Source organism: Algoriphagus hitonicola (genome assembly GCF_900113375.1).
Taxonomy (GTDB): domain Bacteria; phylum Bacteroidota; class Bacteroidia; order Cytophagales; family Cyclobacteriaceae; genus Algoriphagus; species Algoriphagus hitonicola.
Genome location: NZ_FOPC01000010.1, coordinates 101,559 through 117,144, shown reverse-complemented (window position 1 = coordinate 117,144; position 15,586 = coordinate 101,559). Strand labels below are relative to the sequence as shown.

Here is a 15,586-nt window from a genome sequence, read left to right as displayed (position 1 = left end):
ATATAAGTCAGATTCTACCCAAAATCCAAAGAATTGATCAATTTGTCAGCTTGTCGACTTCTTGACCTGTTTTGTCCAAAATTACCTCTTTCTCATCTTCGTCTTTTTGTAAGCGGACTTGATACCGGAATCCATTTTTGTCCTCTATGAAACTTACTCTTCCCAATTGATATCCTGGGTATTTTTTGAGCAAGCTTGAGGCGATTTCTTCCGGTAGCTGATCTTCATATGGTATGGTGTTTTCAAATCGAAATTCCGGACCGAGTTCTCCCTTTTTCTCCACGAATTGATTGCGGCCATCCTCAGATTTGATCAATTCAAATGCATCATAAAGCTCTCCGATAGCCGTATAAGCTTCAAACTGGAGCTTGTTTCCTTCCACTGAAATCACCTGAAAAAGCTGGGTGTTTTCCGCTGCTCGATCCCGTTCCGCTTCCAGGTCTTCCCAGCCATTGGGGCGTAGTCCGTACATTTTGCCCCCACTGACGGATACCACGTAAACGGTTCCGGTCTGATCTCGCATATTAAGTCCATTGAGTACATTTTCACCGGGAGCTACCCGCCCTCTGGCATAGCTGTGATCATGGCCCTGAAGGGCTAAATCCACTGAATATTCATCAAAAATCGGTTTCCAAAGTTTGCGCAAATCTTCATTATCGCGTCCTGCAGAGGCTGAAAACAAGGGGTGATGGTAGCTGACAATGGTCCATTTTTTATCATTTTGCGCAAGCACCGATTTCAACCATTCGGCCTGAACCTCATGCTCTCGATTGCTATCCAGAAAAATAAATTTCACCTGGGGATAATCGATGAAATAAACCGTTTCTTCCAATCCCTCCGGTCCATTTTCGGGAAAACTGAATTGAGGTTTCCACTGTGCGGATAGACTACGTTTTCGATCTATTCGATCCTGGTCGTTGAGGTAGTTATATTCATGATTTCCTGGTACAGCTAAAGTCGGTAGCATACTATGGATAAAACCTCCTGCGGTAAACCATTCGTGCCATTCTTGTTCACGGTGGGCATAGTTAATCAAATCACCTGCATGGATGATAAAATCGGCATTGGGTGCTTTGCGATAGCCTTCTCGAATGAGTCTTGACCAAAGTTCAAGAATGAAGTTTTGCGCATCTCCTACGTAGAGAAAGGAGAATTTAGCTTCCGGGTCCGAATCCGGAGTGTTGAACTGAAACCATTCTGACCAGCGATCTCCATCTCCCACGCGATAAGCATAGGTCGTTGCCGGTTGGAGTTCATCGAATTGTACACTGTGGTAGTTGGCTAAAACCTCTGCTCGGGGGACATCAAGTGCGTTGAACCTTTCGGTTTTTGCTTTTTGGCTTATCGCATTTCTCCAAAACTTGGGTGCGGCAGTGGCAATGGCTATTTCTGCGTAGGCTTCTGTAATGGTACTGTCTGTTCTCCAGTTGATTCGAATTTCTTCCGTGGCATTTTGACCAAAAGTCAATACTATTCGGTCAGGGTGTTCGGAAGGTTTACTCCAGTCCTGACCAAACTGGGGCGCTTTGTACACTCGTGGCTTCTGGGCAAGTACTTGAAAAGTGAAAAGAAAAATCAGGGATAGGGACAGGATAGATTTCATGAGTTTGTCTTTTCTGAAAAATACCCATTTTTTGGGTGGAATTAAAAAGAGATAGGCTGACTTTTAAAAATTAACCAAAAGCTAATGTCGCGTTGATTTGTAATTAATATGAAAGCGAAGTTTTGAAATTAATTGGACAAGGATTGTTTTTTCCTAAAAATTCAAAGACCAAATTCCTGCCCGTTCGGCTTTCTGAGCATCCAAATGCTGCCCGTTGAAATAGGCCATGGCCTGCCCGTCCGAACCCAAATCCCATAGATTTCCCCTCAAAAATACATTCAGCGCCACTTTAGCTTTGGTATTGTTGATTTTAGCGGGTAGGGCATATTTATTCCATGCTTCCCATTCGCTGATTTTTTCAATGTCATTTAAGTCAGTGCCGACAGGAGCAGATGCCCCGGTATAACCCATCCATAGGCGGTCCATTCCTCTATCTTCGGCCAAAAAAGAGGGAACGAGGACAATTTCGACTTCTTCTTCATCCATTAGCTGGAAGAATTCAGGATACCAGCTGTCAGCACAAATTAACAGGGAGGTTTTTCCCATGGGAAGGTTGAAAATGGGAAAATCATCTGTAGTGGCAGAGCCTAAAAATGATTTTTCTGATTCGATTGGAAAAGCTTTGAGCACGGGCTGTCCTATTATTTTGCCATCAGGTCCGAAAATAAAGGAGGCATTATAAAGGGGTTTGGAATTGTCTATGATCAATTCCCCATCCGCGACACCGGGACCCGGCAAAATGATGGATCCTGCAGCGATATAGCATTTTTGCTCTTGGGCCATTCGGCTGAAGGCATAGTAGTATTCCCGGGCCATTTTACTGGATTTCATTCGGAAAAGGGCGCCCATCTTTCGATTTTCTTCCCTAGCCTTGAAATAGCTCAATCCAAAATCCACCAAATTGGAAATAATCAGGGTGGACATGGCATCTTCCAATTTCTCCTTTTCGGCGATTGCATGTTTTTCTCCGGATATCACCAACCAGGTACCGATGTATTCTGGGAATAAAATGAGTGAATTTCGCTTGACTAATCCCTCCTGATCGGCTGCTGTTAAATATCCGTTCAATTTGGAATAAAATACATCTTGATTGAGATAATCACGGGTTTCCATATAGGGCTGAATACCCAGAATATTTCGATTCAAGGTATCCGAAGGATTCAACTCCTGAACCAAATCCAAGTACATTTCAGGGGGAGGAAGGGGATAACCTCTTCCGGTGTTTGACCAGATAAGCCAAATAAAAATCAATAGAAGGACTGCTGAAATGATAAACCTCTTCATGTCTGGGTGAATTTGATTTAAGAATGGACTGACATGGTGAAGTGTTTCCGAGTATATTCCAATGCTACTTGATTGTCAACTTGAAAAGGCAAAATGTAAAAAAATTCTGATTAATTGGTTTTATTCCAAAATCAATGCGAGGGGTTTTTCAAAGTGGATTTTTAATTTAATGATTATCAATGGCTAATAATCTGGCTTTTCCCAGTTAAAACTCAAATTCCATTTTTTCACCCGCTTTTAAGTTCAGTTCCATTTCTGATCCTTCTGCAAATACAGTTACCGGTTTTCCCAGTGAAGAATGGATTTTTAACCAGCTGAGTTTTCCGTCTTTCCATTCGAAATCTAGCGTAAATCCCCCTCTTGCTTTGATACCATGCACTTTTCCCGTTTTCCAAGCTTTAGGCAAAGCAGGTAATACTCGAATAATGCCCTCTTCATGACTTTGAATGAGCATTTCGGCTACCCCTGCTGTAAAGCCAAAATTCCCGTCAATCTGAAAAGGCGGATGAGCGTCAAATAAGTTGGGATAAAGTGACTGACTGATGAGTTTTTGAATGTGATCGTGGGTAGCTTCCCCGTCAAGAAGTCTCGCCGAGAAATTGATCAGCCATGCCCGGGACCAACCGGTACCAGCCCCACCGTTGGCAAGTCGGAAATCCAAGGTCTTTTTGACCGCTTCCATTAGAGGGGGAGTTTGGCTGGGAGTGATTTGATTGGCAGGGTGAAAGGCATACAAATGGGAAAGGTGGCGATGTCCCTTTTCAGACTCTTCATATTCTCTGTCCCATTCTAGGATCCGCCCGTCTTTTCCCAGTATCACGCCGGATCTCAAACTAGGCATTAGCTTTTCTATTCGGTTACCTAGTTCAGATTTAGTAGGATTTACATCTTTGATTTTAAGATAAATAGTAAATATATCTTCAATTAATTGTTGATCCATAGCAGCACCCATGGTGGAGGCTGATTTTATTCCTTTTGGATTGATAAACTGATTTTCGGGAGAGGTCGAAGGAGCCGATACCCAGCTTCCATCCCGTGGATCTTTCATCAGCCAGTCTGCATAAAAAAGGCATAATTGTTCGATTGCCGGAAGTGCCCGCTCGCGAAGAAAAACCTCATCGCCGGTAAATAAATAGTGTTCCCAATAATGCCGGGCCAGCCAAGCACCCGAACCCATCCAACTGCCCCAGTAAGCTGTAGCTGCCTGTAAAAATGGGATTTTCCATAGATCGGTGGTATGCGGCAAAACGGATCCTTGCATACCGAAATTTACCCGTGCGACTTCTTTTCCGTTTTCGATTAATTCATCTGTGAAATCAAATAGCGGCATATGCAATTCACTCAAGCCAGTCACTTCCGCCGGCCAATAATTCATTTGCAAATTGATATTCAAATGATAATCCGCATTCCAGGGAGCGGCGATGTGTTGGTTCCAAAGTCCTTGGAGGTTGGCTGGATTGGTGCCCGGCCGACTGGAGGAAATCAACAAATATCGGCCATAGTCGAAAAGCAGTTTTTCGAGCCAGAGATCGGTTTTTCCTTCTTTTACTAGCTGGATCCGACGATCTGTGGGGATTTCATCTTGCTTATTTTCCCCTAGTTGGAGATCCATTCGATCAAACCAGGCCTTATATTCTTTTTCGTGCGCAAACAGCAATTCTCCAAAGCTTTTGAATGCGATTCGATCCAGTTGACTTTGGGCTACCTGCTCATGATTTTGATGATAATAGGAGGTAGCGGTGACCAATTTCAACGTGATTTCTGAGGCGCCATTAACCAGAAGTTTTTCCTCCTCGCTTTCTAAAGGAATATCCGCATCAACTTGTAAAATACTGCGAAAACGAACTCCATGGTAAATGGGAGCAGGCTTGGAATCAATTTGACCTCCGCGCTGGGTGACTTCTCCATTCATTTCCAATAATTGATTATGAATGGCCTTGGTCTCCGCAGTGGGTACGCCTTCGTCTTCGGGTCTGTTTAATCGGATTTTTCCCCGGAATCCTTTGGGATGATTGGTTATTAATCGGATAATCAAGGCTTGATCTGGGGACGAAGAAAAAACCTCCTGACTTACCTCATATCCCTCACTTTCAAACCTGGAAAAAGCCACTGCCCGCTCTAAATCCAACTCGCGGTAAATATCGCTCACCTCCTTCCACTCGAAATCTAAAAAAAGGTCGCCTAGCGTCTGATGGGATCGGGTAATTCCTTTTCTGGAGAATTTTAAAACCAACAGTGAGTCTGCTTTTTGATGCTCACCGGCAATAAGGAAAGCTCTAATTTGTGCCAAATCCTCCGGTCTTCCCTCGGCAAGCCCCCAATCTTTTGGTCCTCCCGGCCAGAGAGAGTCTTCATTCAACTGGATTCGTTCATTTCCCGGAATACCAAAGACCATGGCGCCTAATCGGCCATTTCCAAGCGGTAAGGCCTCTTCCCATATTTCAGCGGCCTGCTGATACCACAATTTCGATTGCTGGGCTTGACTATCAAAAAATACAGCAATAAAGACTCCTAAGAGGATAATAGCATTTTTCATCGGCTAGATTGGGTTTGCATCCGAAGAATACTACAAATCTTTTGTGCCAGCAAACCGAAATTAAAAAAGCGCCGAAACCAGGATTTGGATTTATTGGGAAATGAGAAAATCTCGAAATTCATCCGTGTTGAAATTGCTCATTCCTTCCTGATAAAAAACGATTTTTCCCTCTGAATTGACGACTAAGGTGGTGGGAATCGATTCGCTTTGAAGACTTTTATTAATCCCAAAGCTGGCATGTACGGCCGGGAAAGCCCAAGTCTTGGATTCAATCAGACCTTTGCTTTTCTCAAAGTCATTATCCAATCCAATCATGAGAAATTCAATGTCTTTCTCATCTTCCAAGGATTTATAGAGTTCGGAAATATGCGGCATCTCAGCTCTACACGGGCCACACCAAGAGGCCCACAGATTGATGAAGACCGTTTTACCTTTATAATCGGAGAGATTTATTCGATTTCCATCAAAATCCTGAAACTGACCTGAATAATCAAAATTTTGATCGGTCAGATCCACTCGTTCCAGTTTGGGTTGGATCAAACCTGTGGAAAGTAAGACGGACTGAATGGCTCCCTGGACCACGGGCAATAATCCGGTGAAATAGAGAAAGGCAAAAAATGCGAGAATCAGTCCCCAAGACTTGATTTCTTTTTTCCAATCCATTTTTTTCTTTTCCTCCATTTTTATCCTTGATTTTTAGCAGCTGATAATTGATCAATTTATTTTCAAAATTAATCCATCAGCTTCAGCCATTTAGTGACAAGTCTTACACATCAGCCTTTTTGTCTGACTCAGGACACGTATCTTGCAGCCTCAAGTTGGAAAAATCACCAGTAAATATGAATTACGAAGTAAAAATTTCTTCCGAACTGCAGGTTCGACCGGCCCAGGTAAAAGCGACGATCGAGCTTTTGGACGGAGGAGCGACAGTACCTTTTATTTCCCGCTATCGAAAGGAAGTCACCGGAAGCTTGGATGAAGTGCAAGTTGCTGCGGTCCGGGATCGCCTGCAACAACTGCGGGATTTGGATAAGCGAAAGGAAGCGGTAATCAAGTCAATCGAGGAGCAAGGGAAAATGACAGATGTCCTTCTACAGTCCATCGCCACTGCTGAGACGATGGCAAAACTCGAAGATATTTATCTTCCTTATAAACCTAAACGACGAACCAAGGCGACCATTGCGCGGGAGAAAGGCTTGGAGCCGCTTGCTAAACAGATTTTTAAGCAAGAATCTTTGGATATCGAGCAGACTGCGGCTGAATATGTGGATGCAGCTCAAGAAGTCAATAGCATCGAGGAGGCCCTTCAGGGTGCACGGGATATCATTGCGGAGTGGATCAACGAAAATGTGATTTTACGTGAAAAGATGCGAAAGCTTTTTTTAGAGCATGGATCCTTTACTTCCCGAGTCATCCCCGGAAAAGAGCAGGAAGCGATAAAATACAAGGATTATTTTGACTGGTCCGAACCCATTAAAACAGCACCCTCTCACCGAGTATTGGCGATGAGAAGAGGGGAAAAGGAATTGTTTTTGATGCTGGATTCTTGTCCGGAGGAAGCCGATGCTTTGGCGTTGATGGAGCGGGAAATTTTAGAAAATGCCGCTAACGCTTCGGTAGAGCAAGTTCACTTGGCGATCAAAGATGCGTATAAGCGATTGCTTAAGCCCAGTATGGAGACGGAGGTTCGTCTGATGACTAAAAAGAAAGCCGATGAGGAAGCTATCCGTGTATTTGCGGAGAATTTGAGACAGCTGCTTTTGGGTGCGCCTCTAGGCGAAAAAGCAGTGATGGCAATTGATCCGGGTTTCCGAACAGGCTGTAAATTGGTGTGTTTGGGGCCTCAGGGACAATTTTTACATTATGAGGCAATCTATCCCCATGAACCGCAACGGAGAACAGCCGAATCGGGCATGACTGTTAAAGGACTTGCGGAAAAGTTTTCTATCCAAGCGATTGCGATAGGAAACGGGACTGCCGGTCGGGAAACGGAGGCTTTTGTCAAAAATTTGGGATTACCCAAATCTGTTATCGTCACCATGGTCAATGAGTCTGGAGCATCGATTTATTCGGCTTCGGATGTGGCTCGGGAGGAATTTCCTGATTTGGATTTGACTGTGAGAGGAGCAGTAAGTATCGGAAGGCGTTTGATGGATCCATTGGCCGAGTTGGTCAAAATCGATCCCAAATCCATCGGGGTCGGGCAATATCAACACGATGTCGATCAAAGTGCGCTTAAAAATGCGCTGGATGATACCGTGATGTCGGCTGTAAATGGAGTGGGAGTGGAGGTAAATACTGCTTCCAAGCAGCTGTTGACCTACGTCTCTGGACTGGGGCCTGTCTTGGCGCAAAACATTGTAGAATATCGAAATCAAAATGGTCCATTCTCAAGTCGGTCCCAATTGCTGAAAGTGCCAAGATTGGGCGAAAAAGCCTACGAACAGGCAGCGGGATTTTTACGGATTCGTCAGGCCAAGCATCCCCTGGACAGTTCGGGAGTTCACCCGGAGCGCTACGAACTCGTCGAGCAAATGGCCAAGGATTTGGGTGCGACTGTTACCGATTTGATGAGTTCGGAGGAACTCCGACAGCGGATCAACTTAAAAAATTACGTTTCTGAGCGAGTAGGGATTCCGACTCTAGAGGACATTTTACAAGAATTGGCCAAACCGGGGCGAGATCCGCGGGAGAGTTTTGAGGTCTTCCAGTTTGAGGAAGGGGTCAATAGCATTTCTGATCTGAAAACAGGAATGAAACTTCCCGGTGTGGTAACCAATATCACGGCTTTTGGCGCATTTGTGGATATAGGAGTTCATCAGGATGGCTTGGTGCATTTGAGTCATTTGGCTGATCGATTTGTCAAAGATCCCAATGAAGTGATCCAAGTCAATCAAAAAGTTCAGGTGACGGTAATGGAAGTCGATGCTGCCCGAAAGCGAATTGGCTTGAGTATGAAGTCGGATCCCTTCGCTGAGCGTGGGAAAAAGATGGCCAAGCCTGAAGAAAATCGATCAGCAAAGCCCAACCAAAAAGAACCTAGCATGGCCGAGAAGCTGGCGATGCTGAAGGGGAAGTTTGGGGGTTGACTTTTATGAAATAAATTCAAAATTATATGAAATGCAGAATATATTGTTCGAAAATATCTAAATAATTCTACGACAATCTCTGTCAAATTATTAAAAACTTAAAAAATACCCTGTACTGGGTATTTTTTTTTGGATTGAAGTTCCTATTTTGCTCCTGAAACTAAGGAGTAAAAAAAGACGACCCCGAAAGAATGAATCTATCGGGGCCCTCTTAAATGTTTTCACAACGGAATAATCCTTATTGTGAATTGCTTCAAATTGATAATGCTAATATAGATTTTAAACTTTAAACTTTTATAAAACCATGAAAAAGATTTTGGGATTGGATTTGGGGACTAACTCGATTGGATGGGCTTTGATAGAGCAAGACTTTAAAGAAAGAGAAGGAAGAATTCTTGGTATGGGATCTAGAATTATCCCTATGAGCCAAGATATTTTAGGTGAATTTGAAAAAGGTAATTCTATTTCACAAACTGCTGAAAGAACGAGGTTAAGAGGAGTCAGAAGACTAAGAGAAAGACATTTGCTGAGAAGGGAAAGGTTGTTAAGGGTTTTAAATGTTTTAAACTTTCTACCTAAACATTTTTCAGATCAAATTGATTTTGAGAAGAATCTAGGAAAGTTTATTGAAGAGTCTGAACCTAAAATAGCCTACAATACGGAAGGGTTCATTTTTAAGAATTCCTTCGAAGAAATGCTAAATGAATTTAAGTCAAGTCATCCAGAATTAGTTAAGGGTGGAAGAAAAATTCCTTATGATTGGACGATATATTTTTTAAGGAAAAAGGCTATTACAGAAAAAGTTGAAAAAGAGGAATTGGCTTGGTTAATTCTGAACTTTAATCAAAAGAGAGGATATTATCAATTGAGAGGTGAGGAAGATGATGAGAAGGCAAATAAACTCGAAGAATTTTATTCTTTGAAAGTAATTGAAATTACAGCAGACGAAAGTCCTAATAAAAAAGGAGAAACTTGGTATTCTTTGATATTGGAAAATGGGTGGGTTTATCGAAGATCAAGCAAAGTCCCAATGGATGATTGGCTTGGAAAAACAAAGGATTTCATTGTAACCACTGATATTGATGAAGAAGGAAATGTCAAACTTGATAAAGAAGGAAATGAAAAAAGGAGTTTTCGAGCTCCTAGCGAAGATGATTGGGGACTAAGAAAGAAAAAAACCGAAAAGGAAATAAAAGACTCCAACAAGACGGTTGGAGAGTTTATCTATGATAATCTTCTTTCAAATCCCTCTCAGAAAATTAAAGGAGACTTAATTAGGACAATTGAAAGGAAGTTTTATAAAAAAGAATTAAAGTCGATATTAATTTCCCAAAAACGTTTTCATTCTGAGCTGAATGATGAAGGGGTTTTGTCAGACTGTATCAGAGAATTGTATAAAAACAATTATTCCCATCAAAGCCTTCTTCAAAACCAGGATTTGATTCATCTTTTGGTTGAAGATATTATATTTTACCAAAGACCCTTAAGGAGCCAAAAATCAACAATTTCCAATTGTCCATTGGAGAGCAGAGTTTTTATGAAGGATGGAATAGAAAATGTTTCACCAATAAAGGTTGTTTCGAAATCCCATCCATTATACCAAGAATTTAGGTTGTTGCAATGGATTAATAACCTTAGGATTATTGGAATTAAAGATGAAAAATATGTGACCGAAAAATTTCTTGGAGATATAGACCAGTATGAAGAACTCTTGGATTTTTTGATGAATCAGAAAGAAATTGATTGCAAAAATTTAATGAAGTTCTTTCTTATTAAGGAAGGGCTTAAAGGGAAAGAATTAAATTCAGAAATCCTAAATTATAAATGGAACTATGTTTATGATGTAGAGAAAGGCGAGTCAAAAGTATACCCTTGTAACCCGACAAGGTTTGAGATTTTGAAGAGACTTGAGAAAGTTGAAGGTTTTGATTTCAAGAACTTTACAAGCGAATTTGAAGAAGCATTATGGCATGTAATTTATTCAGTAACTGATAAAGTTGAATTTGAGAAAGCATTAAAATCATTTGCCAGAAAGAAGGATCTCGATGTTCAATCTTTTGTTGATTCGTTTAAAAAAATTCCGCCTTATAAGAGTGATTACGGTGCCTACTCTCTCAAAGCAATTAAAAGGTTGATTCCATTGATGAGGTTTGGTTCTAATTGGAGTGCAGAAAAAATTGAGCTATCTACCTTAGAAAGAATTGATAAAATACTAAATGGCGAGTATGATCCAGAAATCAAGGATAAAGTGAGAGATCTTTCAAAAGAATTCACCTCTGTTGAAGATTTCCAGGGATTACCTATATGGTTTGTAAATTACTTGGTTTATGGTAGACATTCTGAGGCTTCGGAAATCACCAAATGGAATTCAAGTGAGGGCTTGGAGTCATTTATTAAAGGTTTCAAACAACATTCATTAAGAAACCCTATTGTTGAGCAGGTAATAGTTGAAACCCTGAGAGTGGTAAAAGATATATGGCTTCAGTATGGGAATGGAAATAAAGACTTTTTTGATGAAATCCATGTAGAATTAGGTAGGGATATGAAAAATCCTGCTGGCGAAAGGGAAAGACTTTCAAAAGTGATTTCAGAAAATGAAAGCACAAATCTTAGAGTAAAAGCATTGTTAGTTGAGCTTTTAGAAGATCCTGATGTTGATAATGTCAGGCCTTTTTCGCCCATGCAGCAGGAAATTCTTAAAATCTACGAGGAAGGAATTTTAAAATCAAGTATTGATGTTCCAGATGAAATTTTGAAAATCAGTAAAACTGCCCAACCATCAAGATCGGATTTACAGAGGTATAAATTATGGCTGGAACAAAAATACATGTCACCTTACACAGGTAAAGTAATCCCTTTAAATAAACTTTTCACCTCAGCTTATGAAATTGAGCATGTGATTCCACAATCAAGATTTTTTGATGACAGCCTAAGCAATAAAGTTATTTGTGAATCGGCTGTGAACAAACTTAAAGACAAAATGATGGGGTTAGAATTCATTAAAAATTTTCATGGACAACGGGTTTCTTTGGGAATGGGAGAAGAGGTCGAGATTTTTTCAGAAAGTGCTTTCAAGTCATTTGTTCAAGATAATTATTCAAAAAATCCAGCTAAGAAGCGAAAGTTATTGATGGATGAATTACCAGAGAAAATGGTAGAAAGACAAATGAACGATACTAAGTATATAAGCAAGTATGTTACCTCCATTTTGTCCAATATTGTGAGGTCAAATCAAGATGATTCTGGATTCAATTCAAAAAATGTAATTCCTGGTAATGGTAAAATTACTAACGAATTAAAAAATGATTGGGGACTTAATGATATATGGAACGACTTAATACTTCCAAGATTTGAAAGAATGAATCAGATCACCGCGAGTAATAGTTTTACATCATGGAATAAAAAACATCAGAAATTTTTACCTACTGTTCCAATAGAGTATTCGAAAGGGTTTCAAAAGAAGAGAATAGACCACAGGCATCATGCCTTGGATGCTTTAGTCATTGCCTGTGCTACTAGAGATCACGTGAATTATTTAAACAATGAACATGCTTTAGGTAAGAAATATAGAGGTAAGGAGGAAAAGCAACAAAGAAGATTTGACCTTAAACACAAGCTTTGCTACAAAAAAACTAATTCCAACAATGCCAAGGATTTTGATTGGGTTTTTCATAAACCTTGGGAATCATTTACGTCCGACGCAAAAGAAAATTTGGGAAAAATTACTGTGAGCTTCAAACAAAACTTAAGAGTTATCAACAGGACTACAAATAAATATCAGAGCTATTATGACGAGGAAGGGAATATTAGAAAAGATAAAAATGGAAATCCTATAAAAGGACTAACCGCCCAGATAAAAGGTGATTCATGGGCTATTAGAAAGGCAATACATAAGGATACTGTTTCAGGTCTGGTAGAATTAAGAAAGGTGAAAACAGTTCCATTGAGATTAGCATTAGATATCCATTCGGATCTATTAGATAAAAAGCTCAAGAAGAAAATCGTAGAACTAAAAAATCTAAACTATGACAATAAATTGCTTTTAAAGTATTTTAAAGACAGAGGTTTTAAGTTTGAAGAAAAGGATATTTCAAAGGTGGATGTTTATTTCTTTGATAAAGATTTAGCAGCATCTAGAGTTAGCTTAGACACTTCATTTTCAGAGAAAAAGCTTCATTCAGTTACTGATACAGGAATACAGAAAATTCTACTTAATCATTTAGAGAATTATAAAGGGGTTAAGAATGACAAAGGAGAGGTTATAGATCCCGAAACATTGGCATTTACACCCGAAGGCATTGAGGAAATGAATAATAATATAATAAGCCTTAATAGAGGGAAATTCCATAAACCAATTTATAAAGTAAGGACTTATGAACCAAAAGGGAATAAATTTCCAGTAGGTTATATAGGCAACAAAAAGTCCAAATTTGTAGAAGCTGCTAAAGGCACCAACCTTTTCTTTGGAATTTATGTGAATGATGAAGGGAAAAGAAGTTATGAAACAATTCCATTCAATATTGTAATGGAAAGGCTTAAGCAGGGAGAGGAACCAGTTCCTCCATTGAATGAAAAAGAAGATAGACTTTTGTTTTATTTATCTCCAAATGATTTGGTTTATGTTCCTGATAAAGAGGAAAGTATAGATACAATCGATTTTAATAACCTTTCAAAAAATCAGGTTTGTAGAATTTATAAAATGGTTAGCTGTACTGGGCCAGAATGCCATTTTGTAAGAGCTGATATCGCAGCATTAATAAAAAATTATGATTCCAAATCAAAAATTGGTGAGCTCGGAAGTTTAAATAAGCAAGAATTAACAATCGAATCGGACAAAAGAATTAAGGAGTGTTGCATAAAAATAAAAGTAAATAGATTAGGAAAGATAAATAAATAGGAAAAACATAAATGGGACCATCTAAATACTTCGATACCTATAATGACGCTATTAGCATGGAGGATGGTTACCAAAAAAGGATTTTTATAAGTGCTTTCTTCAACTCATCCAAAGTTCTAAAACTTTGGATGAGTTTACCCTTAAGCTAGTCGTTATAAAATTAAATTTATGGAGCTAGGACGATCCTATCATATCTACAATCACGCAAACGGAATGGAGAATATCTTTCGTGACGAAGAGAATTATAGGTTCTTTCTTCAGCAATATGTCAAGTATTTGAGTGGTGTGGTAGATACTTATGCCTATTGCCTGATGCCGAATCATTTCCATTTGCTGGTGGGTGTGATGGATGAAGAGCAATTGATGTCAACTTTTCCAAAGTTCGAAACTTTAGAAAAGTTAATCTCTAAGCAATTCGCTAAATTCTTTAGTTCTTACACTCAGTCGTTTAATAAAGTTTATAATAGAAAAGGAAGTTTGTTTATTAAGAACTTCAAAAGAACCCCCATTATTGACGAACACCAATGGCAGGAGACTTTTATATATATTCATCTCAATCCAGTTAAACATGGTTTTGTCAAAGATCATCCTGATTGGAAATGGTCGAGTTGGCATGCTTACCAAAATTTAAATAAGACTTCAAATTTACAAAGAGCCTATTTTACAAATTTCTATGACGGTTGGGAACATGTGGAGAATATGATGAAAATGAAAAAGGAATGGTTAATGAATAAAAATTTGGAATAGTGGATCAGGTAACTTTTCCAAAGTTCTAAAACTTTGGAAAAGTTGACTCCTGCCAAAATTTAAAAACATGATCAAAAGAACCCTTTTCTTCGGTAATCCAGCCTACCTAAGTACCAAAAATGAGCAGCTGCAAATTTCTTTTCCCGAAGGGGATAAACCGGACCGTACTGTCCCTATCGAGGACTTAGGTATGATTGTATTGGAAAATCAACAGATCACGATCACCAATGGCCTTTTGGCCAAACTCACTGATCGTAAAGTTGCGGTGGTATCCTGTAATGCCCAACATCTTCCAGAAGGACTGCTTCTCCCGATGCAAGGACACACCGAGCAAACCGAGCGGATTCGATATCAATTAGAAGCATCACAGCCTTTGAAAAAAAATCTCTGGCAGCAGACCATCACAGCAAAAATCAAAAATCAATATTCCCTTTTACGGGAAAAAGGAAAGGAATCGAAGCGGATGGAATACCTCTATAAAAATGTCAATTCGGGAGATTCAGGAAATCACGAGGCCCAAGCAGCGGCTATCTATTGGCAAAAATTATTTGAGATTCCAGATTTTAATCGAACACAGGCTGGAGTTCCTCCTAATAATTTATTGAATTATGGCTATGCCGTTTTGAGGGCTGTTGTTGCGAGGGCATTAGTTTCATCGGGAATGCTTCCGGGAGTTGGGATTTGGCACCGAAATAAATACAATGCCTATTGCTTGGCAGATGATATCATGGAGCCTTACCGTCCATATGTGGATTTGGTAGTTTCTCATGTGGTAGAAACGCAAGATGATTTTGCCGAATTGACCACCGATTTGAAAAAGGAACTGTTAAGTATTCCCGCTTTGGATGTCAAAATCGATGGGCAAAAAAGCCCACTTATGGTAGCAGCTTCCAGAACTACCTCTTCTCTGTTTGAGTGTTTTGCAGGAATCAGTAGAAAGATCATTTACCCGGAATATGGATGAAAAGTACTTTTCAAGACTTAATCAGTACAGGAGTTTGTGGGTTTTAGTCTTCTTTGACCTGCCCACCGAAACTCGCAAGGATAGAAAAATCGCCACTTCTTTCCGGAAGAAGTTATTGGACGATGGTTTTGGGATGTTTCAATTCTCCATTTACATGCGTTTCTGTGCAAGCAGAGAAAATGCTGATGTGCATATCAAACGAACCAAAAAAAATCTCCCACCCAAAGGAAAAGTGGGAATTATGTCGATTACCGATAAGCAGTTTGGGATGATGGAGGTGTTTTTTGGAACTAGTAAGCAGGAGACCGAAGCACCTACGCAGCAATTGGAATTGTTTTGAACCTAAACTTTTCCAAAGTTTAAAACTTTGGAAAAGTTAAAACTTGCCCATTCTTAATATGGGACTTCCCAAATCCAATAATTTTTTAAATCCTAGAATAGTACATAAAAAACAGCATACCAGCCA

9 protein-coding genes are annotated in these 15,586 nt (G+C 39.8%); 5 read left to right on the top strand and 4 right to left on the bottom strand.

Annotation, left to right across the window (positions count from 1 at the left end; translation table 11 throughout):
- Positions 1-37: 37 nt before the first annotated feature.
- The 4 genes from BM043_RS14060 to BM043_RS14045 all read right to left on the bottom strand — a co-directional run bounded on the left by BM043_RS14060 (position 38) and on the right by BM043_RS14045 (position 6,086).
- Positions 38-1,603, bottom strand: coding sequence for a purple acid phosphatase family protein (locus BM043_RS14060; RefSeq protein ID WP_092792714.1), 1,566 nt, complete (start codon positions 1,601-1,603; stop codon positions 38-40).
- Positions 1,604-1,756: 153 nt separating this feature from the next.
- Positions 1,757-2,887 (bottom strand): nitrilase-related carbon-nitrogen hydrolase, encoded by a 1,131-nt coding sequence (locus tag BM043_RS14055; protein WP_092792712.1) that lies wholly within the window; start codon positions 2,885-2,887, stop codon positions 1,757-1,759.
- Between the two features lie 205 nt (positions 2,888-3,092).
- Complete coding sequence (locus BM043_RS14050) at positions 3,093-5,423, bottom strand: glycoside hydrolase family 95 protein (RefSeq protein ID WP_092792709.1); 2,331 nt, start codon at positions 5,421-5,423, stop codon at positions 3,093-3,095.
- 90 nt (positions 5,424-5,513) lie between these two features.
- Entirely contained in the window at positions 5,514-6,086 is a 573-nt protein-coding gene (locus tag BM043_RS14045; RefSeq protein WP_092792826.1) for a TlpA family protein disulfide reductase, read from the bottom strand.
- Positions 6,087-6,262: 176 nt separating this feature from the next.
- Between BM043_RS14045 and BM043_RS14040 the strand changes: the two genes are divergently transcribed.
- From BM043_RS14040 to cas2, 5 genes are all read left to right on the top strand, one after another.
- A complete protein-coding gene (locus tag BM043_RS14040; RefSeq protein ID WP_092792825.1) occupies positions 6,263-8,512 on the top strand; it encodes a Tex family protein in 2,250 nt (749 codons plus the stop codon).
- Positions 8,513-8,816: 304 nt separating this feature from the next.
- Complete coding sequence (gene cas9 / locus BM043_RS14035) at positions 8,817-13,409, top strand: type II CRISPR RNA-guided endonuclease Cas9 (protein WP_092792707.1); 4,593 nt, start codon at positions 8,817-8,819, stop codon at positions 13,407-13,409.
- A gap of 168 nt (positions 13,410-13,577) precedes the next feature.
- Positions 13,578-14,156, top strand: a complete 579-nt coding sequence (locus BM043_RS14030) for a transposase (protein ID WP_092792705.1) — start codon at positions 13,578-13,580, stop codon at positions 14,154-14,156.
- 67 nt (positions 14,157-14,223) lie between these two features.
- A complete protein-coding gene (cas1, locus tag BM043_RS14025) occupies positions 14,224-15,120 on the top strand; it encodes a type II CRISPR-associated endonuclease Cas1 (protein ID WP_092792703.1) in 897 nt (298 codons plus the stop codon).
- Positions 15,113-15,460, top strand: a complete 348-nt coding sequence (cas2, locus tag BM043_RS14020; RefSeq protein WP_092792702.1) for a CRISPR-associated endonuclease Cas2 — start codon at positions 15,113-15,115, stop codon at positions 15,458-15,460. Before cas1 ends, cas2 begins: the two co-directional genes overlap by 8 nt.
- Positions 15,461-15,586 lie beyond the last annotated feature (126 nt).

Coding starts and splice junctions, on each gene's coding strand:
- BM043_RS14060 (WP_092792714.1), bottom strand. CDS start 1,603: ATGAAATCTATCCTGTCCCTATCCCTGATTTTTCTTTTCACTTTTCAA.
- BM043_RS14055 (WP_092792712.1), bottom strand. CDS start 2,887: ATGAAGAGGTTTATCATTTCAGCAGTCCTTCTATTGATTTTTATTTGG.
- BM043_RS14050 (WP_092792709.1), bottom strand. CDS start 5,423: ATGAAAAATGCTATTATCCTCTTAGGAGTCTTTATTGCTGTATTTTTT.
- BM043_RS14045 (WP_092792826.1), bottom strand. CDS start 6,086: ATGGATTGGAAAAAAGAAATCAAGTCTTGGGGACTGATTCTCGCATTT.
- BM043_RS14040 (WP_092792825.1), top strand. CDS start 6,263: ATGAATTACGAAGTAAAAATTTCTTCCGAACTGCAGGTTCGACCGGCC.
- cas9 (WP_092792707.1), top strand. CDS start 8,817: ATGAAAAAGATTTTGGGATTGGATTTGGGGACTAACTCGATTGGATGG.
- BM043_RS14030 (WP_092792705.1), top strand. CDS start 13,578: ATGGAGCTAGGACGATCCTATCATATCTACAATCACGCAAACGGAATG.
- cas1 (WP_092792703.1), top strand. CDS start 14,224: ATGATCAAAAGAACCCTTTTCTTCGGTAATCCAGCCTACCTAAGTACC.
- cas2 (WP_092792702.1), top strand. CDS start 15,113: ATGGATGAAAAGTACTTTTCAAGACTTAATCAGTACAGGAGTTTGTGG.